Origin of the sequence: Halobellus inordinatus, assembly GCF_024464655.1 — an archaeon.
GTDB lineage: Archaea > Halobacteriota > Halobacteria > Halobacteriales > Haloferacaceae > Haloquadratum > Haloquadratum inordinatus.
In genome coordinates, this window is record NZ_JANHAV010000005.1 from 191331 (window position 1) to 213368 (window position 22038).

General features: G+C 66.6%; 27 protein-coding genes. 8 read left to right on the forward strand and 19 right to left on the reverse strand.

Going from position 1 to position 22038, the window contains the following annotated elements:
- The first annotated feature begins 35 nt into the window (after positions 1 to 35).
- Complete coding sequence (locus tag NO347_RS11315) at positions 36 to 515, forward strand: DUF456 family protein (RefSeq protein WP_256289687.1); 480 nt, start codon at positions 36 to 38, stop codon at positions 513 to 515.
- An 85-nt stretch (positions 516 to 600) separates the two neighbouring features.
- Positions 601 to 1092, forward strand: coding sequence for a GNAT family N-acetyltransferase (locus NO347_RS11320; RefSeq protein ID WP_256289688.1), 492 nt, complete (start codon positions 601 to 603; stop codon positions 1090 to 1092).
- Between the two features lie 96 nt (positions 1093 to 1188).
- Here NO347_RS11320 and NO347_RS11325 read toward each other — a convergent pair whose 3' ends face one another.
- Positions 1189 to 2037, reverse strand: coding sequence for an eIF2B alpha/beta/delta subunit family protein (locus NO347_RS11325; RefSeq protein WP_256289689.1), 849 nt, complete (start codon positions 2035 to 2037; stop codon positions 1189 to 1191).
- Positions 2038 to 2131: 94 nt separating this feature from the next.
- Positions 2132 to 2407, reverse strand: coding sequence for a DUF5822 domain-containing protein (locus tag NO347_RS11330; RefSeq protein ID WP_121569533.1), 276 nt, complete (start codon positions 2405 to 2407; stop codon positions 2132 to 2134).
- Positions 2408 to 2526: 119 nt separating this feature from the next.
- Here NO347_RS11330 and panB point away from each other — a divergent pair, with 119 nt between their 5' ends.
- Positions 2527 to 3312: a 3-methyl-2-oxobutanoate hydroxymethyltransferase gene (gene panB, locus NO347_RS11335; protein WP_256289690.1), complete on the forward strand. Its 786-nt coding sequence runs from the start codon at positions 2527 to 2529 to the stop codon at positions 3310 to 3312.
- A gap of 68 nt (positions 3313 to 3380) precedes the next feature.
- Here panB and NO347_RS11340 read toward each other — a convergent pair whose 3' ends face one another.
- Positions 3381 to 4148 (reverse strand): alpha/beta fold hydrolase, encoded by a 768-nt coding sequence (locus NO347_RS11340; protein WP_256289691.1) that lies wholly within the window; start codon positions 4146 to 4148, stop codon positions 3381 to 3383.
- A gap of 190 nt (positions 4149 to 4338) precedes the next feature.
- Between NO347_RS11340 and NO347_RS11345 the strand changes: the two genes are divergently transcribed.
- Complete coding sequence (locus NO347_RS11345) at positions 4339 to 4587, forward strand: Hsp20/alpha crystallin family protein (RefSeq protein WP_256289692.1); 249 nt, start codon at positions 4339 to 4341, stop codon at positions 4585 to 4587.
- Positions 4584 to 6845 carry a CDC48 family AAA ATPase gene (locus tag NO347_RS11350; RefSeq protein ID WP_256289693.1) on the forward strand — a complete coding sequence of 754 codons (2262 nt, stop codon included), beginning with the start codon at positions 4584 to 4586 and terminating at the stop codon, positions 6843 to 6845. Before NO347_RS11345 ends, NO347_RS11350 begins: the two co-directional genes overlap by 4 nt.
- Positions 6846 to 6883: 38 nt before the next feature.
- Here NO347_RS11350 and NO347_RS11355 read toward each other — a convergent pair whose 3' ends face one another.
- The 6 genes from NO347_RS11355 to NO347_RS11380 all read right to left on the reverse strand — a co-directional run bounded on the left by NO347_RS11355 (position 6884) and on the right by NO347_RS11380 (position 12545).
- Positions 6884 to 7294, reverse strand: a complete 411-nt coding sequence (locus NO347_RS11355; protein WP_256289694.1) for a hypothetical protein — start codon at positions 7292 to 7294, stop codon at positions 6884 to 6886.
- Positions 7295 to 7622: 328 nt separating this feature from the next.
- Positions 7623 to 8093, reverse strand: coding sequence for a thioredoxin-dependent thiol peroxidase (bcp, locus tag NO347_RS11360; protein ID WP_256289695.1), 471 nt, complete (start codon positions 8091 to 8093; stop codon positions 7623 to 7625).
- 50 nt (positions 8094 to 8143) lie between these two features.
- Entirely contained in the window at positions 8144 to 9271 is a 1128-nt protein-coding gene (locus tag NO347_RS11365; RefSeq protein WP_256289696.1) for a hypothetical protein, read from the reverse strand.
- Complete coding sequence (priS, locus tag NO347_RS11370; RefSeq protein ID WP_256289697.1) at positions 9268 to 10425, reverse strand: DNA primase small subunit PriS; 1158 nt, start codon at positions 10423 to 10425, stop codon at positions 9268 to 9270. The genes NO347_RS11365 and priS overlap by 4 nt, the downstream gene beginning before the upstream one ends.
- A 177-nt stretch (positions 10426 to 10602) precedes the next feature.
- The gene (trmB, locus tag NO347_RS11375; RefSeq protein ID WP_256289698.1) at positions 10603 to 11661 is read right to left on the reverse strand and encodes an HTH-type sugar sensing transcriptional regulator TrmB; all 1059 of its coding nucleotides are present in this window, start codon (positions 11659 to 11661) and stop codon (positions 10603 to 10605) included.
- Positions 11662 to 11804: 143 nt separating this feature from the next.
- Positions 11805 to 12545, reverse strand: a complete 741-nt coding sequence (locus tag NO347_RS11380) for a proteasome assembly chaperone family protein (RefSeq protein WP_256289699.1) — start codon at positions 12543 to 12545, stop codon at positions 11805 to 11807.
- Between the two features lie 103 nt (positions 12546 to 12648).
- Between NO347_RS11380 and NO347_RS11385 the strand changes: the two genes are divergently transcribed.
- Positions 12649 to 13791: a mechanosensitive ion channel family protein gene (locus tag NO347_RS11385; RefSeq protein ID WP_256289700.1), complete on the forward strand. Its 1143-nt coding sequence runs from the start codon at positions 12649 to 12651 to the stop codon at positions 13789 to 13791.
- Between the two features lie 33 nt (positions 13792 to 13824).
- On the opposite strand, the gene NO347_RS11390 is transcribed toward NO347_RS11385, so the two are convergent.
- From NO347_RS11390 to NO347_RS11415, 6 genes are all read right to left on the reverse strand, one after another.
- Positions 13825 to 14232 carry a universal stress protein gene (locus NO347_RS11390; protein WP_256289701.1) on the reverse strand — a complete coding sequence of 136 codons (408 nt, stop codon included), beginning with the start codon at positions 14230 to 14232 and terminating at the stop codon, positions 13825 to 13827.
- A 103-nt stretch (positions 14233 to 14335) separates the two neighbouring features.
- Positions 14336 to 15730 (reverse strand): bifunctional metallophosphatase/5'-nucleotidase, encoded by a 1395-nt coding sequence (locus NO347_RS11395; protein ID WP_256289702.1) that lies wholly within the window; start codon positions 15728 to 15730, stop codon positions 14336 to 14338.
- A gap of 101 nt (positions 15731 to 15831) precedes the next feature.
- The gene (locus NO347_RS11400) at positions 15832 to 16041 is read right to left on the reverse strand and encodes a dodecin (protein WP_256289703.1); all 210 of its coding nucleotides are present in this window, start codon (positions 16039 to 16041) and stop codon (positions 15832 to 15834) included.
- A gap of 108 nt (positions 16042 to 16149) precedes the next feature.
- Positions 16150 to 16809 (reverse strand): DUF2238 domain-containing protein, encoded by a 660-nt coding sequence (locus NO347_RS11405; RefSeq protein WP_256289704.1) that lies wholly within the window; start codon positions 16807 to 16809, stop codon positions 16150 to 16152.
- Positions 16806 to 17516: a hypothetical protein gene (locus NO347_RS11410; protein WP_256289705.1), complete on the reverse strand. Its 711-nt coding sequence runs from the start codon at positions 17514 to 17516 to the stop codon at positions 16806 to 16808. The genes NO347_RS11405 and NO347_RS11410 overlap by 4 nt, the downstream gene beginning before the upstream one ends.
- 80 nt (positions 17517 to 17596) lie before the next feature.
- A complete protein-coding gene (locus NO347_RS11415; protein WP_256289706.1) occupies positions 17597 to 17938 on the reverse strand; it encodes a DUF7116 family protein in 342 nt (113 codons plus the stop codon).
- Positions 17939 to 18037: 99 nt separating this feature from the next.
- On the opposite strand from NO347_RS11415, the gene NO347_RS11420 reads away from it, so the two are divergent.
- Positions 18038 to 18415, forward strand: coding sequence for a hypothetical protein (locus NO347_RS11420; protein WP_256289707.1), 378 nt, complete (start codon positions 18038 to 18040; stop codon positions 18413 to 18415).
- 87 nt (positions 18416 to 18502) lie between these two features.
- On the opposite strand, the gene NO347_RS11425 is transcribed toward NO347_RS11420, so the two are convergent.
- Positions 18503 to 18754, reverse strand: a complete 252-nt coding sequence (locus tag NO347_RS11425; RefSeq protein WP_256289708.1) for a DUF5816 domain-containing protein — start codon at positions 18752 to 18754, stop codon at positions 18503 to 18505.
- A gap of 110 nt (positions 18755 to 18864) precedes the next feature.
- The gene (locus NO347_RS11430; protein ID WP_256289709.1) at positions 18865 to 19230 is read right to left on the reverse strand and encodes a HesB/IscA family protein; all 366 of its coding nucleotides are present in this window, start codon (positions 19228 to 19230) and stop codon (positions 18865 to 18867) included.
- 111 nt (positions 19231 to 19341) lie between these two features.
- Here NO347_RS11430 and NO347_RS11435 point away from each other — a divergent pair, with 111 nt between their 5' ends.
- Complete coding sequence (locus tag NO347_RS11435) at positions 19342 to 19767, forward strand: universal stress protein (protein WP_256289710.1); 426 nt, start codon at positions 19342 to 19344, stop codon at positions 19765 to 19767.
- Between the two features lie 61 nt (positions 19768 to 19828).
- On the opposite strand, the gene NO347_RS11440 is transcribed toward NO347_RS11435, so the two are convergent.
- Together NO347_RS11440 and hisD are read right to left on the reverse strand one after the other, a co-directional pair.
- Entirely contained in the window at positions 19829 to 20635 is an 807-nt protein-coding gene (locus tag NO347_RS11440; protein WP_256289711.1) for a class I SAM-dependent methyltransferase, read from the reverse strand.
- A gap of 6 nt (positions 20636 to 20641) precedes the next feature.
- Positions 20642 to 21994, reverse strand: coding sequence for a histidinol dehydrogenase (gene hisD, locus NO347_RS11445; protein ID WP_256289712.1), 1353 nt, complete (start codon positions 21992 to 21994; stop codon positions 20642 to 20644).
- Positions 21995 to 22038: the final 44 nt, after the last annotated feature.

Below are 22038 nucleotides of genomic sequence, written 5' to 3' on the forward strand. Positions count from 1 at the left end.
GCCGCGTTCATCACCGTCGGCGACGACGTCTCCGTATGGAGCCGCTCACTTGGCTCGCGCTCGGCCTCGTCGCCCTCGGCGTCCTCGGCGCGGTGCTGCCGCTCGTTCCCGGCGGATTGCTCTCCGTCGTCGGCGTCCTCGTCTACTGGTGGTCGACCGGCTACGCGGAGCCGTCAGTCCTCCTCGTGGCCGTCCTGGTCGGCGTCGGCCTGCTCACGATGCTCGTCGACTACTTCGGCGGGGCGATCGCCGCGCGGGCCGGCGGGGCTTCGGCTCTCACGACGGCGGCGGCGGTGCTCGTCGGCCTCGTACTCCTCGTGGTCGCCGGCCCGATCGGGTTCGTGCTCGGACTCGCAGCGACCGTCTTCGCCGTCGAGTTCGCCCAGCACGCCGACGCCGAGGCGGGACTCCGCGTGGCGCTGTACTCGACCGTCGGCGTGCTCGCCTCGACCGTCGTGCAGGTCGCGTTGACCGGCGCGGTCTTCGTCGCGCTCGCGCTCGTCGTCTTGCTTTGAGTTGCGCGCTACGACGACTTCGGGCCGGCCGGCAGCATTAGGAGTCGACGGAGGAATTATATCGGTCGTGGTTCTATTCAAGCGCGTGAGCGTCAACGTCGAGATGCGGGTGGACGCCCCAGGTTCCGCGGAGTACGCCGAAGACGCGTGGGACCTGAAAGAGCGCATCCGAACGCGCGAGGGGGTACTCAAACAGCGCCGGACGTTCTTCGTCGACGCCTACCGGCGCGCGCGCGATCACCTGCTCTACGAGGAGGAAGAACTCGTCGGCTTCGCGTCGGTTCGCCGGGACGGCTACATTCTGTTTCTCGCGGTCTCGCCGGACCATCGCGGCGAAGGCTACGGCAAGCGGCTCGTCGCCGCCGCGCTCCAAGAGCACGATTCGATCTCCTGTCACGCCCGGGCGACCAACGAGTCCGCACTCTCGTTTTACGACCACCTCGGCTTCGAGATCCAGCGGCGGATCACCGGCTACTACGAGGACGGGGGCGACGCGTACTACCTCCGCCTCGGCGACGGCTCCTCGCTTCGCGAGAAGTTCGCCGATTTCTTCCGTCGGTCCGTCGTCGGCGAGTGATACTGTCGGACAGAACGATGTGAAAAGTATCGGCACCCGTGGGTACCAATATGATTCACGAACTTCTGTCCGACAGTATGAGTAGTTTCCGAGCGACTAGAGGTTCTCGACGACGTTGTCCGTGATCACTTCGTCGACCAGTTCCACGGGCGTCGCGTCGTAGGCGGGATTCTCGATCACGACGTCCTCGATCGGTTCGAGCGAGACCTCCGCGGGCGAGCGGAACTCGTTCTCGAAGACGAAGCCGTCGTCGACGATCTTCGCTGCCGAGCCGACGACCGTCACGGGGACGTCGAGGTGGTTCGCGGTCGCGACGATCGGGTACGTGCCGACGCGGTTGTACAGCGTGTCCTCGACGATGCAGTCCATCCCGACGACGACGCGGTCGCAGTCTTCGAGGAAGGTCCCGGCCGCGCCGTCGACCATCAGATGCGTGTCCACGCGGTCGATCTCGGCGAGCCGACGCGCGGCCTTCCGGCCGAGGTAACGCGGCCGCGCCTCTGTGACGTACGCCGTGAGGTTGTTGCCGTCTGCTGCGGCCGTCTCGACCGCTTCGAGGACCGTCGACGAGAAGTCGTGCGTGAGGAACGTTTCGCCGTCCTCGAAGATCGAAACGGCGTTTTGCGCGGCGCGGGATTTCCCCTGCTGGACGTCTTCGACGACTCGGTCGATCACGTCTTCGAGGAGCGACTTCGCCTCCGCGACGGTGTCTTCCCGATCGACGACGTTGACGAGGACTGTCTGCATCGCGTTGAACAGTGACGCGTGCGAGGGGTTCGCGCGCTTGAGCGCGCTCACGTTGCGTTCGAGGTCGCGCTCGAACTCCTCGACGGTGGCGTGATCGCGCTCTGTGAGTTCCGAGAGCGCCCGCGTCGCCTTCACGGCGACGACCGACGAACTGTGCGTCTGCATCTCTCGGATCTCCGCTATGGTCTCGTCGATCATATCCGAGAGTCGGTGACTCGGGTGAAAGGCCTTCCGACGGGGCGCTGGAAGCAGCGGTGTTAGTGCCGACGGCCTCGAGCGAGAGCACCCCGGGTCAGTCGTCGCTGTCGGGGATCTCGTCGGGGTCGCGACCGCCGTCGCCGGCGTCGAACCGCCGCGCGTAGAGGAAGACCGCGAGGGCGACGACGATCCAGACCACCGCGCCCACTCGGATCGCGAACTCGACGCGCGCACCCCAGGTCGGCAGGGTCGTCTGGATCGAGAGCGCGGCGACGACCGGCGCGCCAACGACGATGGTGAGCACGAACGTGGTCTGCATCACCCACCCGTAGTCGACACCCTCGGGGTCGGACGTCTCGACTGGTTGCACGTTCGAGCCTTCGTCGGCCGCGCAAAAGCGGTGCCGGTTTTCGTCGGCTGCGGTGCCGGTCCCCGACGGCCGCTCGCCGGCAACGAACGGTTTAATCGGGCTGACGACGACCTCAGCCTGTGACGACGGTACGCGACATCCGCGAGCGAGCCGATTCCGATGTACAGCCCATCACGATGCTGACTGCGTACGATGCGACGACAGCCGCCGTCGTCGAGGAAGCGGGCATCGACGTGATTCTCGTCGGCGACAGCGTCGGCGACACGGCGCTGGGTTACGACTCGACGCTGCCGGTGACCTACGACGAGATCGCCTCCCGGAGCGCCGCGGTCGCCCGCGCGACCGACGAAGCGCTCGTCGTCGCCGACCTGCCGTTTCTCTCGGTGGGCGTCGACGAGAGCGAGAGCGTCCGCAACTGCGGACGGTTGCTGAAGGAGGCCGGCGTCGACGCGGTGAAGATCGAGTCCGGCGAGCACACCGTCGAACTCACCGAGCGACTCGTCCAGTTGGGGATTCCGGTGATGGCGCACGTGGGGCTGACGCCGCAGCGGGTCAAGGAACTCGGCTACGAGAAGCAGGGCACGGGTGCCGAAGACGCCGATCGGATTCACGACCTCGCGAAGCGCCACGCCGAGGCCGGTGCTTTCTCTGTGGTCCTCGAACACGTGCCCGCGTCGCTGTCGGCACGCATCACGGCAGATCTCGACATTCCGACGATCGGCATCGGAGCCGGCCCCGACTGTGACGGGCAAGTGCTCGTCGTCGACGACGTCCTGGGACTGAGCGAGCGCTCGCCGCCGTTCGCGCGCCGGTTCGGATCGCTCCGCGAGGAGATGTCCGACGCCGTCGAAGCGTACCGCGACGCGGTCGCGTCAGGTGAATTCCCGCCCAGCGAAGACAGCTAAGCGGAGAACACATCCGGGAGTCGGCTGAATCGGCAGACAGTCGATAAGAGCCGGGACGAACCCCGTTGTCACTCCGTCAGGAACCCGCTGACGGCGTCGTTGAACTGTTCTGGAACCTCTAACATCGCGAGGTGTGCGGCGTCGTCGAGGACGGTCACTTCGCAGTCCGGCAGTTCGGCGCAGAGTTGTTCGTGGTAGTACGGTGGCGTGAGGCGGTCGTACTCGCCGACGAGCGCGAGCGTCGGCACGTCGATCACCGCGAGCTCGCCGCGGACGTCGAAGGCGTGGGCCGTCCGAAAGTCCCGTTCGAGGATGTCACTCCCCGTCTCGCGAAGCGCCGCCTGCGACAGTTCTAGCGTGGCGTCGTCGGTGTCGTGAAAGAGGTGATCGGGCTCCTGGAAGAACTCGAGGACGCGCTCGAAGTCCGCTGAAACCCACCGAAGGAGGTCGTCGAGGACCGGAAGTCGCGCGCCAGCCCCTGCGAGGATCGTTTCCGAGACGTCGAGGTCACGCTCCAAGAGCGTCGTGAGCACGACTGCCCCACCGAGCGAGTTCCCGAGGAGGACGTCGGCGTCGACGGCCTCGGCGACCGCGACGACGTCGTCTACGTACGCGGAGAGGGCTTCGTACCCGGGTTCGGCCGAGACGTCCTCGCTTTCGCCGTGACCGCTCAAATCGAGCGCGACGAACTGGAACTCGGTAGCGAGTTTCGACTGCGGGGTCCAGACCCGGTGCGTGCCGCCGCTGCCGTGGACGGCGAGGATCGTCGGCCCGTTCGCCCCCCGATCGAACGTCCGGTAGGCCGTCTCTCGGCCGTGGTGTGTCACGGTTTGCATACCGTTTCGTTGGGCTGGCGGCGATATAAACCCTCAGCGCGGTCGTGTAGCGAATCGACGGCGTCACCGGGAGCCGACGCACACCCCGAATCGCAATTCAACCGCTATTTCGGTATTCCCTCCGCAGTGATGCGATTTATGCACGACAGATTTAAATATCTACGCGACTAACTTGGAGTTAGGAATACCAATGAGTAGCAATCAATTAGCCGGTGAAAGCGAGCGGATCGTCCGCCGGTACGAGTACGACGACTGCTGGGTTCTCGCCGCGGACGTCGGCCTCGCCTCCGAGGACATCGACGTCGACGTCGTCGGTACGACCGCGATCGTCGTGGCCGACACGGGCGAGCAGATCTCCGAGACGGAGTTCGAACTCCCCGGTGAGGAGGCATCGGTCGCGACGAACAACGGCGTGCTCACGATCACGGTCGAAAAATGAATCTCACGGTCAAACCGCTCAAGCAGAAGGACGCCGGACGCGGCCTCGCGGCGATCGACCGCGAGGCGGCCGAGGAGCTCGGCCTCGAAGGCGGTGACTACATTCGCATCGACGGCAACGGCGGCACCGCCATCGCTCGCGTCTGGCCCGGCTACCCCGAGGACAGCGGCACCGGCGTGATCCGCATCGACGGCCGACTCCGCCAGCAGGCGAACGTCGGCATCGACGACCGCGTCGAAGTCGAGAAAGCGGACATCAAGCCCGCCAAACGCGTCTCTGTGGCCCTCCCGCAGAACCTCCGGATCAGCGGCAACATCGGCGCGCACCTCCGCGACAAGCTCGCCGGCCAGCCCGTCACGCAGGGGCAGAACATCCGCGTGCCGTTCGGGTTCGGCTTTATGACCTCCTCGAATCAGCCGATCCCCCTGAAGATCGCTTCGACCGAGCCGAGCGGCACGGTCGTCGTTACGGACTCGACCGAGGTGTCGATCAGCCAGACGCCCGCCGAGGAGATCCAGTCCGCAGAGGAAGCCGAGAGCGAGACGCCCTCGGTGACCTACGAGGACATCGGCGGCCTCGACCGGGAACTCGAACAGGTCCGCGAGATGATCGAGCTCCCGATGCGACACCCCGAGCTGTTCCAGCGGCTCGGTATCGAGCCGCCGAAGGGCGTCTTACTCCACGGCCCGCCGGGCACGGGGAAGACCCTGATCGCGAAGGCCGTCGCCAACGAGATCGACGCCTCCTTCCACACCATCTCGGGCCCCGAGATTATGTCGAAGTACTACGGGGAGTCCGAAGAGCAGCTCCGTGAGATCTTCGAGGAAGCCGAGGAGGAAGCCCCCGCGATCGTCTTCGTCGACGAGATCGACTCGATCGCCCCCAAGCGCGGCGAGGCCGGCGGCGACGTCGAACGCCGGGTCGTCGCCCAGTTGCTCTCACTGATGGACGGCCTCGACGAACGCGGTGAGGTCGTCGTCATCGGCGCGACGAACAGAGTGGATGCGATCGACCCGGCGCTGCGCCGTGGCGGTCGCTTCGACCGCGAGATCGAGATCGGCGTGCCGGACCGCGAGGGCCGAAAGGAGATCCTCCAGGTCCACACGCGAAATATGCCGCTCGGAGACGGCGTCGACCTCGACGAGTACGCCGACAACACCCACGGCTTCGTCGGGGCCGACATCGAGAGCCTCGCGAAGGAGGCCGCGATGAACGCCCTCCGGCGCATCCGCCCCAAACTCGACCTCGAATCCGATGAGATCGACGCCCAGGTGCTCGAATCGCTGTCGGTGACGACGAACGACTTCAAGGAGGCGATCAAGGGTATCGAACCCTCGGCGCTCCGCGAAGTGTTCGTCGAAGTCCCCGACGTGACCTGGGAGAACGTCGGCGGGCTCGAAGACACCAAAGAGCGGCTCCGCGAGACGATCCAGTGGCCGCTGGAGTACCCGGAGGTCTTCGACGCGATGGATATGCAGTCCGCGAAGGGCGTCCTGATGTACGGGCCGCCCGGGACCGGGAAGACCCTCCTGGCGAAGGCCGTCGCCAACGAGTCCGAGTCCAACTTCATCTCGGTGAAAGGGCCGGAACTCCTCGATAAGTACGTCGGCGAGTCCGAGAAGGGCGTCCGCGAGATCTTCAAGAAGGCCCGCGAGAACGCACCCACCGTGGTCTTCTTCGACGAGATCGACTCTATCGCCACCGAGCGTGGCCGCAACACGGGCGATTCGGGCGTCTCAGAGCGCGTCGTCTCACAGCTGCTGACCGAGCTCGACGGCCTCGAATCGCTCGAGGACGTCGTCGTCGTCGCGACGACGAACCGGCCTGACCTCATCGACTCGGCGCTCCTCCGCCCGGGCCGGCTGGACCGCCACGTCCACGTGCCCGTCCCCGACGAGGACGCGCGCCGGGCGATCTTCGAGGTCCACTCCGAGCACAAGCCGCTGGCCGACGACGTCGACCTCGACGAACTGGCCGCGCGGACCGACGGCTACGTCGGCGCGGACATCGAAGCAGTCTGCCGCGAGGCGTCGATGGCCGCGAGCCGAGAGTTCATCAACAGCGTCTCGCGCGAGGAGGTCACCGAATCCGTCGGCAACGTCCGCGTGACGATGGCGCACTTCGAGCAGGCGCTCGAAGAGGTTGGCCCCAGCGTGACCCAGGAGACGCGCGAGCGCTACGAGGAGATCGAAAAGCGCTTCCAGACCAGCGAGGTCGAGCGCGAACCCGACGCCGAGTTCAGTCGGACGTTCCAGTGAGGGCGGCCGCCGAACTGTTTCGTTTTTATCGATTCGTTTCACGCCGACGAGTCGTCGCTGTCGGCGTCACCGCTGTTGGACTGTGTGACCCCGGCATTCGGGAAGAAGTACTCGTAGTGAGTCAGGAGATACAGGAGTACGAGCAGCGAGACGACGACCGCGACGGCGAACCGTGAGTCGCCCGCGAGAATGTTGCTCATCGCGAACAGCGCGCCCAGTCCGTAGACGACCATCGCACCCCACCAGCCCCATCGATGGCGCGTCCAGAGGAGCGCCGCGACTGCGACGAGCACGAGACCGTAGCCGACGCCGAGAACGCTCCTGGCGGTGGCGCCACCCACGACGAACACGAGTCCGTAGAGGCTCGTGAGGGCGGCCGCCACGCCGACGCCGAGGGGTGGCCAGGGGCGACCCCACCGATTCGATCGCTCTCCCGCTGTGTCCGACATATCCACCTCTCGGGGCCGAACCGCCAAAGACCCACAGGTAGCCACGATTTTCGGTGGCTGATCGAGGATCGAGAACCGACGGTGACCGCGTTCTGACTCGATTGATCCGCCAGGACGTGCCCGCTCGGACCGCCTCACGTTCGACCGATCGACGAGTTTTTATCCGGACTGTGGAGTATGTAGTAGTACGTTCTTCTCGATAGCTACAGAATACAACCAGTTTAGAGTTTATTCCAGCGGAAGTCTGGTGTTCGCTCCGGTCGACCAGGACGCTATCTAGCCACCTATAGATTCGACCACGGTGTTTCAGATGCGACCTCGCTACTCCTTACGCGGCGTCGAGTTCCGCGAGGTCGTCGAGGATCGCTTCGGCGTGTCCGTCGGGGGAGACGCCCTCGTACGCGAGGACGACGTCGCCGTCGGGACCGACGACGTAGGTGTTCCGGAAGACGCCGTCGAAGGTGTTGCCGAACATATTCTTCTCCCCGTAGGAGTCGTACGCGCTCGCGACGTCCCCGTCCGGATCCGAGAGCAGACGGAACGGGAGGTCGTACTTCTCGGCGAACGACGCCAGGTCGTCGACGGGGTCGTCGCTGATCCCGAAGACGGTCACGTCGCGCTCCTCGAACGCCTCGAAATTGTCGCGAAAACCGCACGCCTCCGTCGTACATCCAGGGGTGTCCGCACGCGGGTAGAAGTAGACGACGACGTACTCGCCGCGGTGTGCCGACAGCGAGGCGGTCTCGCCGTCCTGATCGGGCAACTCGAAGTCTGGGGCGGTCTCTCCGGTGTCGAGCATCACCGGCAGTTTCGCAGAGAGGCGCTTCAACGTACCGCTCGGCGGTGCAGTCAGTCGAGACGTTCGGCCGCGTCGCGGTCCAACAGCGGGCCCGCGTTGGTCGACGGGAGCGTCACGACGTCTTCCGATGCGAGGTCGTACTCGCGCTCGTCGACGCCGAATATCTGGCCAACGTCTTCGGTGATGCGGAGCGTGACGCGGTCGGCGTCGTCGGCTTCGGAACTATCCGACGGACCAGCGTGGACGCTCTGTGTGGCGGCAGATGCTGGTGCTGCATCTGTATTCTCTAGCGCCGGGGCGACGCCGACGACGCCGCCGTCGGGTTCTCGGTCGTCCCTGTCGTGATCGTTGCCGTTGCGACCGTCACCGACGTTCTCGACGACGGGCGCATCTTGCGCTGCGGCGTCCGGCGGCGCGTCCGGCGGCACGTCCGGCGACGGCCCAGACGACTCCCTCCCAGTGGAATCGTCGTCCGACGCGTCGGCGCCGGCGGGGTCGGCGTCTGTCGACCCCATCGCCTCCGCGAGGACGTCGTCGGGAGCTGTGGCCCCCGACGGGGTGGGTGTATCCACGTCTGCCCCGCTCTCGTGAGACGGGGGATTCGACGGCTCAGTTGTCGACGCCGACGTCTCGGGCGTCTCGACAGCGTTCGCTTCAGACGGTGAGGGGTTGGAAGGCGCAGACTGCGTTGGGTCGGAAGGCTCCGCCGGTGCCGGCTCCTGTGACGACGACGCAGGGGCGGGTGCGTCCCCGGTCACGGCTTGGGTGCCGTCCGGCGTCGCACCCTCGCCTTCACCCGAGAGGACGTCGAGGACGGTTCCGCGGCTCTGTTTGATCCGAGCGACGAGATCGTCGAACAGCGCTTTCTCCTCGGCGGTGAGGCCGTTGGTGTCGGCGCTCATATCCGCGGCCGCGAACGACGCGAGTTTGACTACTTTGCCGACGCGGCGCTCGTAGATCGACTCGACGACGTCTTCGGCCGTCTCGATCTCGTCGGTGAGCTGTCCGACCTCGGGATCTGCAAAGGGGTCCGCGGCTTGCTCGGCCGCGCGCTGTCGCTCGGCTTTGCGCTCTGCGATGTAGGCGGCGACGTCTTCGTAAAACGAGTCGCGGAGGTGCTGGAGGCTGTCCTTTTGGCGCTCTGTGCGTCGGACGCTCCGCAACTCGTCTAAATTCATTCTTTAACTATCTCCGCGCGCCCCCGAGTCATCAGGAAGATCCCGAGGCACTCTTCGAGGGATTGCTCTCCCTCCTCGATAGTAAACGTGTCGCCGTCGAACGTCGTCGGGCCGGGGTCGGTGACGTTCACTTCGATCTCGTGCCCCCGGAATCGGTCCGGGATCGCGTCTTCCAGCGGCCTGAAATCGTCGAGTTCCGCGCGATCCAGCGGCATCACAGTCAGCCCCGAGCCACCGTGGAGACTCCCCGGGAGACGGATGAGCCGCTTCGTGTCCGTCGTCACCGGCTCGTCGATCGGTGCCGTCTCCGAATCGACGGCCTCGGCCGTGAGCGCGTCGACGAGGATGCGAGTCCCCGGACCCCCGGCCTCGACGTTGCCCTCGCGGATCGCCTCGAAGTTGTGCTGGATCTGCCCCAGGATCGTCTGTGCTCGGCCCTCGCCGATGCCGTCGAGTTCCTGGAGTCGGTCGAGCGCGTCCGCCTCGTCCATCTCGCGGAGCGATTCCGCCAGGTCGACGAGGCGGGAGTGGACGCGCGCGCCCCAGCCACCGCGACGGCGGAGCACGCGTCGGGTCGTGCCGCGGTTGGATTCGGTGTCGATGAGGCCATCGACGTCCAGGTCGATCGCGCGGACGTAATCGACGATTTCGCGACGCGCCTCGCTGTCGAGGCCTCTGACGGACGGGTCGCGGACGTGGACGTGGTAGCCGCGGCCGCCGGAGAAGACGACTTCGGTCTCCTCGAAGTCGAAGTCGTCGTCGATGAACGACAGGAGGTTCAGCAGTTCGTCCTTGCAGGCCGCGAGCATCTCCGCGTAGGAGGTCTCCTCGGGGTCGACGCCCGGGAGGTGGTCGGCGTCGAGGTCGAAGACGAGGTCCGCAGACTGCCAGCCCTTCTCGTCCATCGAGTTCGCGCCGGGGTCCGAAAACCGGGCCGACGAGAAGTATACGTGGCGCGGAGCCGTGCGGTGGAGAAAATCGCCCAGATCGCCCACGTCGAGCAGCGACTGGTGACGGATCATCGTCGTCGCCCCGGCGCTCCAGGGGATGTGGCCCCACTCGCGGCGCTCGGCGGCGGGCGGGAGGGAGACGTCGCTACGGCGGTAGTAATCGCCGAATCGGCCTTCGAGATAGGTCCGCGTGCGCGCCTCCATCGGTCGATGGCGATAACACAGGGACTCCTAAAGCGGTTGCGTCTCGCCGACGGCGGCACGGGACTCGTGACGCGCCGGGCGGGACGTGGGACGGTTCATACTGTCGGACAGAAGTTCGTGAATGATGTTGGCGCCCACGGGGTGCCGATACTTTTCACATCGTTCTGTCCGACAGTATCAGAACTGCTCGCGCTCGGGGACGCCGTCGCGGCCGAGGATGATCTCTTGAGCTTCGACGTCTTCGAGCGCGGCGACGAGTCCGCCGACTTCGAGGACGCCGTCGTCCGTCTTGAGGCGAAGCGAGGCGACTTCTTCGGTCTCCTCGAACGTCGTCGTCTCGACTTCTCCTTCGATGATCACCGGATCTCCCGTCTCGATGTCGCGGCCCGTGATCGACGCGTAGAACGGACCGTCGAGTTCGCGGACGTCCTTCACGGCGCGGCGGATCGACGCGTAACGGCGGGGGAACGGGCGGCGCTTGCCGTCGGTGACGAGGGTCTCCGCGGTCGACCAGAGGACGGTCCCGAAGAAGCCCGAGACGAGGAATCCGAGCGCCGAGCGGTTGAAGATGACGCCGTAGCGGTCACGGTCGTCGCGAAGCGCGTCCTGAGTCGCATAGATCGAGTAGTTGCCGTCGGCGACGGCGAGCACCGGCGAGGTGATGCCGCGGCGGGCGCGGGCGACCGTCGCGACTTCCTGGTAGTCGAACTCCGAGGGGTCCGGTGCGCGCGAGGCCGGCGTCACGAGCAGGTCGATGCTCACGCCGTCGTCAAGGGCGGCGGCGAGATCGTCGCGGAAGCGGCGGAGCAGATCGGGAGTGAGAGAGAGCACCAGTTCGTACTCGGCGTCCTCGATGATCTCCTCGAAGTAGCGCAGGATCGTCGAGCGCGACTTGACAAGCGAGACGGCTTCGGTATCTCGCGCCGGGGCAGTATAGCGAGCCTCCAGTTCGGAGACGAGGTCGTCGAGCGACTGCTGGACGTTGCCGAAGGCGTCGTCGGGCGCGACCGCGACGATCTTCATCGGCCGCGACTCACGAAGTTCGACGAGGCCGCGGTCCGAAAGGCTGCGGACGGTGTCGTACACTCTCGGCTGCGGGATCTCGGTTCGGTCGGCGATCTCGGAGGCGGTCAGTTCGCCGTGTTCGAGCACGGCCAGATACGCCTCGATCTCGTATTCGCCGAGATTGAAGCGCTCTCCGACCCGCTCCAGCGTCGTGCGGAGTTCGTCTGCCATACGTGGGCCTCTCGCCCCGTTCACTTACCATTTACTATTGTTCGAGTAGCACAGTGTTTCGGAACAGGGTTGCATCCGGCCGCACGCGGCTGAGTCGGTCGCGTTTCCCCAACCGGTCGACCACTGCGTGCCAGGCAGATCGGTCACATATACATCCTGTCTTCGGGGAGATCGTCGTCACGCGCCTGCATTCGATCTGCGAGTTCGGCGTAGTACTGCTCGACTTCGGCCGCGAACGCTTCGAGCGGCTCGGAATCGATGTCGATGCCGTACACGTCTCCGACCGTCTCGACCAGGCGGATCGCGGCCTCGACGTCCGGGACCTGCGCGTGGACGGGCGTGACGAACGTACAGACTCCGAGTGGCGAGTCGAGGCCGCGTTCGATGAGCGCAGCGTTGGTCCCGTCGAGAAAACCCTGCCCCATCGGCGGTATCGACCCGTCGGCGAGTCGACGCTCGCGATAGTCGTCGGTCGCGATGTAGTACGTTCGGTGTTCGTTCGGGCCGTGTGGGATGGGGACGCCCGAGAGGATAGCCACCTCGCGGACGCCGTTCGCTTCGGTCCAATCGAGGATCACGTCGGCGAACGTCCGGCCGGCCCCCACGGGGACGAACAGTTCTCCGACCAGAACGCTCACCTCGAGGTCGTCGCGGGAGAACAGCCGCGTGTGGTGTCGTGGACGCCCCTCCTCGAACGGCGTCACCGTCGGCAGGCCCTCCGCGGAGAGGTGCCCCTGCTCGTTCAGTTCGAGGTGGTCGACGAGGTAGTCGACGGCGGTCAACCCCGCGAGGCCGAACGACGAAAAGCCCGCGAGGAGCGTCTCGCTCGGCTCGGTGTCGTGAGTGATCGTGAAATCCGGCTGTAGTGGCGGGGGATCGGCCATACTGAGTGTGATGGTAACATACCTCTTATGATTTTCTCGCAGACGACGCCTGCGCCGCCCTCGGGAAGAACGCTTATGCTTCGCCCCCGTCGTGGACGCAGATATGCAGTCGGCGACGACGTCCACGGGAACGCCGGTACCGACCCCTACGCCGTCCGTCGGCGAATCGCTCGGAGGCGTCGTCCCCCAGTGGCTTCAGTTTCCTGGCTGGCGGTGGGTGTTGGCCGCGCTGATCCTCGGATTCGGGATCCTCCTCTCACGATACGTCGTCCGACTCGTCGGGCGCTCCGTCGCAAGACAGTTCCGCCGACAGAGTGTCGCGCAGATGGTCTTGCGGCTGATCCGGGTTGGGGTGGTCATCATCACGCTCGGCGTCGCCGCCAGCGTCCTCGGGCTGGAGATCGGTGATCTCGTCCTCTCGGTGACGGTTTTCTCGGCCGTCCTCGGTATCGTGCTCGCGCCGATCGTCGGGAGCATCATCAACGGGCTGTTCATCCTCGCCGACCAGCCGTACGAGATCGGGGATCTGATCGAGTTAGACGACGGCCGGCGCGCGTTCGTCGACGAGATCACGATCCGCTACACGAAGCTGTTTACCCTCGATAACACGTTCCTCGTCATTCCGAACTCCGCGATCCGTGATCACTTCGTGACGAACTACTCCGCGGAAGACGAACGCGTCCGCCTCAGTCTTGACGTCCTCGTCACCTACGGATCCGATACCAAACACGCCCGGAAGTTGATGCGGCGCGCCGCCGCCAGAGACGACGAGGTCATCGAGGGCGGACCGGACATCCGGATCGGAAGTGCCCGGTATCCCGCCCGTCCGACGGTCCTCCGGTCGGCCTTCGGTGACGACGGCGTCGTCCTCACGCTCCGCTACTGGGCACAGAAGCCCTACAAGATCCCGACCATAGAGTCGCGGGTCCGCGACCGGATCTGGGACACCTTCCACGAGGCCGACGCCGACATCGAGTTCGCCTATCCGCACCGGCACCTGGTCTTCGACGACACCAGCGGGACGCTCGACGCGCGAGTGAGCGGGCAACGCGGGCCGCTGGACGGACGCGAAGCAGGCGGCAGAGTCGCACGCGGCGGGGAGGTAACTGGTGGAGAAGCAAGCGGTAGCGGCGACGAACGGAGCGCAATTGAGCACGCCGCAGTCGAGCGGGGGGCAGTCGACGAACCCACCACCGAGACCGACGCGACCGACGACACAGACGAGTCGTCAGCCGACGACGCATAGGAGACGCGTCGGGCCGTCCGAACACGTCGTCCGCTACTCGTCGTCGCGGACGGTAATCACCGTACAGTCGAGCTTCTCGCGGAGGTACGACTCGATGTCGGGGTCATCGAGGAACCGGCGAAGCATCGTCCGCCACCGGCTCGCCTGCTTCGAGCCGATGACAACGACGTCCGCCTCGTCGGCCGCGATCTCTTCGAGGATCGTCTCCTCGACGAGAAAGCCCCGACGAACGACGTAGCGCGTGCGTTCGAGCGGCCCGAACGACGCTTCGACGGCGCGCTTCAGTTCGGCGCGGGTCACGCCGCGGTTCTCCTGATAGAGGTCGACGTGGAGGACCGTCAACTCGGCCTCCCGGTCCTTGGCGATCCGAATAGCCTCCGAGAGCGTCGCTCGCGAGTGCTTCGACAGCGGATACCGGACGGGAACCACGACGCGCGTCATCGTCGGATCTGACGCCCCCACGGCTCCTGAACGTTTTCACTCCGGAGGGTTTCGCGGCCGCGACCGTCTCGAAAGCGCCGACGCAGTCCCTCGGTCGCGGCCGTCATTCGTCCGTTCCTGTGGGCGTCGTTCGACCGTCCGAAACGCGCTCGATCCGCCCGTCGACCGTCCCGTCGATGCCGAACTCACGAGCGTACGCGGCGAGGACCTCGAACTGGATGTCGCCCTCGCCGGCGCGGTGCCGTTCTTCGAGCGTCGGGAACTCGTGGTCGGTATGCAAGAGATACGCGGAGGTCGCGATCGTATAGCGCTCCTCTCGGTCGATCGGCTCGCCGCCGACCCGCGCTTCGAGGAGTCCCGTCGCGTCGTCGTCCCACCGGAGTTCCGCCCCGGAGACGTGGCCGTGCCACCACTCGGGTTCGCCGAAGTCGACGACCGCCGCCGCCGACTCGCGGAAGACCTCCCAGAGTTCTGCGCCGGTGAGTTCCGCGCGGACGACGCGTTCCTCGAAGGGAATGACGCTCACGAGGTCAGCGACGGTGACGTCGCCCGAGAGTGGCGGACCGTCACGGATCCCGCCGCTGTTCTGGAGGCCGACGTCGGCCTCCAGGGACCACCGGTAGGCGTCGGCGACGAAGTTGCCGATTCGGGCCTCGCCGCCGAACACCGTCGGTTCGCTGCGGTCGATCGGCTGGTCGACGTGGGCGACGACCTCGTCGAGTCCGGCGGCGTCGACGCGCCCCTGGAGTGCGGACACGACGTCGTCGGCAACGGGGGCGTCGGCGGTCTCGTGGCGTTCGACGTCGATCGACCCTGACTCCTCGAGCGTTACCTCGAAGACGACGCGGCCGTTCGCGCCCGGACGGAGCAACAGCGTCTCGTCGACCCACTCGCGCCGCTCCGCGTGGACGTGCCCGCCGAGGATCACGTCGACGTCGACGCGGCGCGCGAGGTCGTCGTCGCCGCCGCCGAGATGTGAGAGCGCCACGACGCGGTCGACGCCCGCCGCACGCAGTTCGGCGACGGCCGTCTCGGCGGCCTCGTAGGGATCGCTGAACCGCAATTCCCCGGCCATCGGGTTGAGCGAGGGCGTCGCGGGGTCGGTGACGCCGACGAAGCCGATCCGGACACCGCCGACCGTCTCGATCGTATGCGGAACGACGTCGTCGGCCGCGAAGCGCTCCCCGTCGCTCTCGTAGACGTTCGCCGACACCCACGTCTGGGGCGCGGCGGCGACGAGCGACCGCGTCGCCTCCGGTCCGTAGTCGAAGTCGTGATTGCCGAAGGTCTCGACGTCGGCGTCGACGGCGCGAAAGAGATCCAACGCCTGTCGGCCCCGTTCGATCAGCGAGAGCACGCCCGGTGCGGTGTTGTCGCCGCTCCCACAGACGAGCGCATCGCCGCCGGCCAGAGAGCGGAGCGCGCCGGCGAGGCGCCCCACGCGGGTCGGGTCGTCGTAGACGTTCTCGACGTCGGAGTAGTGGAGGAGACGCGGCATTCACGCTCTCTGGTGGGGCGACAGAAAAGAAGTCGTCGGTGTGTCGTCTGTGTCGCCACAGTGGGGTCGTACCGCCGCGCAGGGTGCGACGAACTCGTACGCTACTCCGCGCCCTCGCGGAGTTGGAACGCGACGGTGACTTCCGCCTGGTACTCCCGTCCTTCTACCGAGGCGACCTCGACGCCGAGTTCGTCCACTTCGATCCAGTGTACGTTGTCGAGCGTCTCCTCTGCACGGTCGATCGCGTCGTCGACTGCACCGTCGAAACTCTCTCCGCTCCGTCCGATTAGTGTTACTTTTTTGAATACCATCGCCGTGCGGAAATACAACACGGAGCACGATAAGTCTCGGGGCCGTACGGCGACCGCGTTGCACTTCGCTCCCGACTCAGTATTCGTCCGGCCGACGCTGACGACCCGCTACCCGACCCGCCGCTCTTCGAGCCGAGCCGTCAGCGCGTCGATCACCTCCCCGAGCTGCCTGCTGCCGAAGATGGCGACGAGGATCGCCCCGACGGTGTCGAAGACGAGATCAAGCATCGAGTCTTCGAGCCCGTACTGCGTGAGGACGCCCTTCGTTCCGGTGTGCGATGCGGCGAGGCCGATCCCGAACTCGATCACCTCCCAGAAGACGCCGAACGCGAGGACGAAGAGCAGGATGAAGACGAAGTGAAACCGCGGCGGAAACGAGACCGAATCGGAGTGGATGTCGACCGCGCGGGTCGTCGCGTAGCCGACGGCGGCGACGAGACTGGCCGAGAGGGCGTGGGTGAGGTGGTCCCACCACCAGACGTTCGCGTAGGGTTTCCCGATCACGGGGATCGTGAGCGTGCCGACTGCGTGGAGAAAAACCGCCGCAGAGATCCAAAGCGTCAGCCCGGCGTCCATCGGAATCCCGGCGTCGCGTTCGAGGATGCCAGGGAGAAACGTCACGACGAGCCCGATGAGGGCATTGACGACGACGCCGCCACTTCGGAGCAGTAAGCCCGCGAGGAGCATCAGCACCAGAAACGCCTGCATCCCGCGGGCGGCCTGTCGTTGGCGACGGTCGGTGATGTGGAGGACGTCGCGGATCCTCATCGGTCATCAGCCTCCTCTGTGGAGACTCCGACCTCGCCTGGGGGCCGCTTCCCCGCGTCCTCATCCGGCCGTGCACCCGGGTCGCTCTCGGGGATGCGCCGGACGAGACGAGCGTGACGCCGGAAGTAATACTCGAAGAGGACACCCGCGAATATCCCGGCGAACGTCGCGGCCACGAAGTCCCACATCAGCGCCTCCTCGATGACGGCCTCGGGGCGGCCGTCGTAGAGGAATCGCGTCCCGAGCAGGACGTCGGAGAGCCAGCGGACGACCGCCCAGATGCCCGCGGCGGCCATCGTGGTCACGACGACGAACACGACCGCGAAGCGGTGGCTCATCTTCACCCCGGTGAACACGTCGAGCTCGACTGCGATCAGGAGCGCCACCGCAGCGACGGCGACGTACGTGACGATCCGGCCGGAGAACGTCATCCCGCCGACGGTCTCGCCGGCGACGAGCGCTCGCGAGACGATTGGGAGGGCCGCGAGAAGCACGACCTCCCAGGGGAGCATCGCGGTCGGGCTCCGGCGGGCGATGGGTGGCACGAGCGCGACGGCGAGGACGGCAATCGTGAACCCGGCCCACTCGTGATCGCCGTCGACGAGCTGTGCGACCGCGGCGACGGCTAAAAACAGGAGGATCGAAGCGGCCAAAGCGGCGTTGAGCCGCCGACTCTCGACGATAGTCGACAGGCCGGAGTCCGACATACCGTCGGGTAGGCGGCTCGGGTACAAAACGGTTCGTGCGGCCGCGGTCGAATCGCTGCGGCCGCAGATCGAATACGGCGCTAGCTAGCGTCCGGAAGGTGGACGTCGTAGTCGCCGTCGTTGTCGACGCCGATCACGGCCCACTCGTAGCTCGGATCGACGCTCGCGAGTCGATTCTGTACGTCCCCTGTGGCATCTTTCGGTGCGACAAAGCATCGGAATCGATAGTCGTTAGACGGCTCGCCGCCGTCCGCGAGCACGCGGCGTCCACGTAGATCTTCGCCGTCCGAAAGCGCCGTGACGCGAACGGTGCGCCACTTTCGCTCGGCGACGAAGTCCGGTCCGTCGCCCGAGACACTGTAGCCCAGCCGACTGAAGATCGCCCGGGCGTCCTCCGAGGGAGGCATGCTGACAGGGGGCATGTACCTGAGAGTACTGCACCCGACAGCATAAATCTTGTTACGATATGACACACGGATGGTCGCGGACGTTTATCTCCCATTGGGAATCAGTTCGCCCGGATGAACTGCCCATCCTGCGGCACGTCGCGTCGGTACCGGTCGGTGCTCTGCTTCGCTTGTGTGCAAGCGGGCGTGGACCCAACAGAGGTTGCAGGCGGCGACAGCGCGGTCCGCGACCGACTGGAACGCTACTTCGTCGTCTCCGCGCTCAGGTGCGCCGACTGCGGCGGCCCGCACGAAGCTGTGACTGTCGGTGAAACGTCGTACACTGCCGCCGACTTCGGTATCGACTCTCCCACCGAGTGGGTGCGAGAGATGGACAAAGAGGAGGCCTGGATCGCGAAACACGCCTCGGCGGTCGACCGCGCGCTCGACGCGCTCGAACGCGAGTGGCCGACCGCGGTCGCCGCCGTCCGCGACCGCCGTCGCCCTCGGTGAGGCCGGCCCTGCTCACGCAGACGGAGGGGTCACTCGTGTGCTGCGTCCCACTCGTCGGGCTTTCGGATGTTGCCGCAGACGGAGGGGTCACTCGTGTGCTGCGTCCCACTCGTCGGGCTTTCGGATGTTGCCGCAGACGTTGCACTCGATGCGTCCCATCGTGTCCATCGCGTTGTCCGTCGACTCGCAGTTCGAACAGTAGTAACCCCACCGTTGGTCGTGGTCGGGTGTCGTGTACACGACGAAGAACGGTCCCTTCGCACCCCGGAGCGTTTCCGTCCGGTCGACGTAGACGGTCTCTCCGTCGGGCGTCTCGACGGGATCGAGTTCGACAGCCATACCCGCGATTGACGGGGTGTCGGTATAGACCTCACGCTCGGTCGGGTCGCCGATAGACCGCGGAGCCGTCTCAGACCGGAAACGATGAGTCCCGAAAACAGCCGACGTCGCTACGTCCGGAACGACTCGCCGCAGCCGCACTCGCTGACGACGTTGGGGTTCTCGACGTGGAAGCCGGCGCCCTGGAGACCGCCTTCGTAGCGCAGCGTCGAGCCGCCGACGTAGTTCTGGCTCGCGGGGTCGACGAACACCCGCAGGCCGTGCTGTTCGACGATCGCGTCGTCCGCTTCGGGTTCGTGGTCGAAGCGCATCCCGTAGGAGAGCCCCGCGCACCCGCCCTGTTGGACGAACAGTCGGAGACCCGCCACGTCGGTGTCGAGCCCTTCGGACTCGATGAGTTCGAGCGCTTCCGATGCGGCCTCCTGCGTGACGGTCACCGCCGGATCGCCACTGCTGTCGGCCGTTTCGATACTCATATTGTTATACTATAGCAAGCGCAGCGTGTTAATGTTGACGCTGCCGGCGATGCACTCTGGCCCGGTCCTCACGACGGGAGATATTTGTCCGGGGGTTCCGAACCGCCGCGTATGTACGAGACGATCCTCGTTCCGACCGACGGCAGCGACCAAGCGGACGCCGCACTCGACCACGCCGTCTCGCTCGCCCGGGAAAATGACGCGACGATTCATCTCCTCTACGTCGCCGATACGAACCGCGACAGCGTCACGACGGTCGGCGGCCGGGTCGTCGACGCGCTCGAAGCCGAGGGCGAACGGGTCACCTCGGAGACGAGAGAGCGACTCGACAGCGACGTCGAAATCGTCGACACCGTCGAGACGGGCGACCCAGTAGAGACGATTCTCGATTACGGCGAAATGGTCGGCGCCGACGTCATCGTGATGGGAACGCACGGCCGCTCGGGCCTCGATCGATACCTCCTCGGCAGCACGACCGAGCGAATCGTCAGACTGTCGTCGATTCCGGTGTTGACCGTCCGCGAGGAGTCAGAGTGAGCTGCTAGGAGACGTAACCCCGTGCCTCGACTCATCGAGCACTGCTACGCGTCGAGACCGGCTACTCGTCGAGCACCGGAGGGCCGGCGGTCCCCACGTCTGCGGGACCGCCGGTATCGACGGGGCGAACGCCGGCCCCGACGACGATACCCGGCACGTCGCTTTCGCCGGCGACGAGGACGTTCTCGAACCCCGCCGTACGGAGCGCCGCGGTGAGTCCATCGGCGGACGTCGTGTGGACCGCCCGCTTTTCGGTCGTGACCGCGGTCTTGCCCGTCCGACGGTCGGAGATCCGATAGTCGATCGTGGCGACGCCGTCGGCCGCTACGTCGACCGCACGTTCGAGCAGGTAACGCGACCCGCTGTAGGTCTCGACGCCGGAGTCGAGGACAGCGGTCGGGTCGGTCGGCGCGGCGACGACGAAGATTCCACCCGGGCGGAGCGCCCCGTAGGCCGCGACGCAGAGGTCGACCGGGGCCACGTTGCTCGCCACGTCCTCGACGGTGCAGACGCCGTCGAATACCGGCCGGACGGGGGGCCGAGTCGGGTCGCCACGGACGACGGCCGCGCCGCGCGCCGCGGGGAACCGAAGGTACTCGCGCCTGGAGTCGACGCCGACGACGTCGTACTCCGTTCCCAGTTCGCGGAGGAGCGCCCCCACGCCGCACCCCAGTTCGAGCACGCGATCGACGTCCGCAGAGAAACGCGAGGCGACGAGTCGCTTCCGGCGCTCGCCCCACCCGTCGGGAATCGACCGCGCGTGCACGGGAGCGAGCGTCGTCTCGGCACCGTGGCCGTCTCCCGGATTCGAGAGCACGGCCTCACAGGCGTCCGCGAAGGTCGGGGGACGGCGACCGCGGTCCGACATCCCGGATCACTCCGCGTCCGTCGGTTCCGTGCCCGCGCCGTCGGTGTCCGCGCCCTCGAACCGCGTGCGGACGCTCTCGGCGTGCGCTTCGAGCCCTTCGGCTTCCGCGAGCGTCGTCACCGTCTCGGAGAGCGCCGCGAGGCCGTCGCGGTCGAGTCGCTGGACGGTCGTCGAGCGGAGGAACGTGTCGACCGAGAGCCCGCCGTAGCGCTTTGCCCCGCCGGAGGTGGGGAGGACGTGGTTCGTCCCGGAGGCGTAATCGCCGGCCGCGACGGGCGTGTACGGGCCGAGGAAGACGCTGCCGGCGTTCGTGATCCGATCGAGCAGCGCCTCGTCGTCGTCGGCCTGGATCGAGAGGTGCTCGGCTGCGTACTCCTCGGCGAACAGGACGGCCTCGGACATCGACCGCGCGTGGAGGACGCCCGAGGCGTCGTTTTCGAGCGCCGCACGTATCACGTCCGCGCGCTCGCGGTCGTCGACCTGCGCCTCGGCCGCGGCGACGACGTCCTCGGCGAGGCTCTCGTCGTCGGTGACGGCCACGACGGACGCGTTGGGGTCGTGTTCGGCCTGCGCGACGAGGTCGGACGCGACTAACTCGGGGTCGGCGGTGTCGTCGGCGAGGACGAGCACCTCTGAGGGGCCGGCGAGGAAGTCGATGTCGACGTCGCCTCTGACTTCGGCTTTCGCCGCGGTGACCCACTTGTTTCCGGGGCCGACGACCTTCTGGACGGCGGTGACGCTCTCGGTCCCGTACGCGAGCGCACTGATGGCCTGCGCGCCGCCGACGCTGTAGATTCGGTCCGCGCCGGCGACGTGTGCGGCCGCGAGCGTGACGGGATTGAGTTCCTCCGCCGGTGGCGTCGCGAGCGCGACGTGCTCGACCCCCGCGACCTTCGCGGGCACGACGCCCATCAGGACGCTCGAAGGGTACGCCGCAGTGCCGCCGGGCGCGTAGACGCCGACCCGTTCGAGCGGCCGGAAGCGCCGGCCGAGTTCTCGGCGCCCGCTGCTGGAGTCGCCGCCGTTGGCGCCGGAACTGAACGATGCCCGCCAGTCGTCGGGGACCTGACGCTCGTGGAACTCTCTGATGTTTTCTGCGGCGGTCTCGATCGCCTCGCGCACGTCGTCGTCGATCGCCTCGTAGGCGCGCTCGGCGTCGTCAGTGATATCCAGGTTCCCGACCTCGACGCCGTCGAACTCGCGGCAGAACTCGCGGACGGCGACGTCGCCCTCCTGGCGCACGCGACCGACGATCTCGCTGACGTCGGCCCGGACGTCGCTCACGCCGGCGTCGCGATCGAAGAACGACGCTCGCTCGTCGGGCGAGAGGTCAGAAATAGCCCGAACTTCCTGCTTCATACGGCGCGATTCGACGCGGGCGGGTAAGGACGTTCCGGATATGC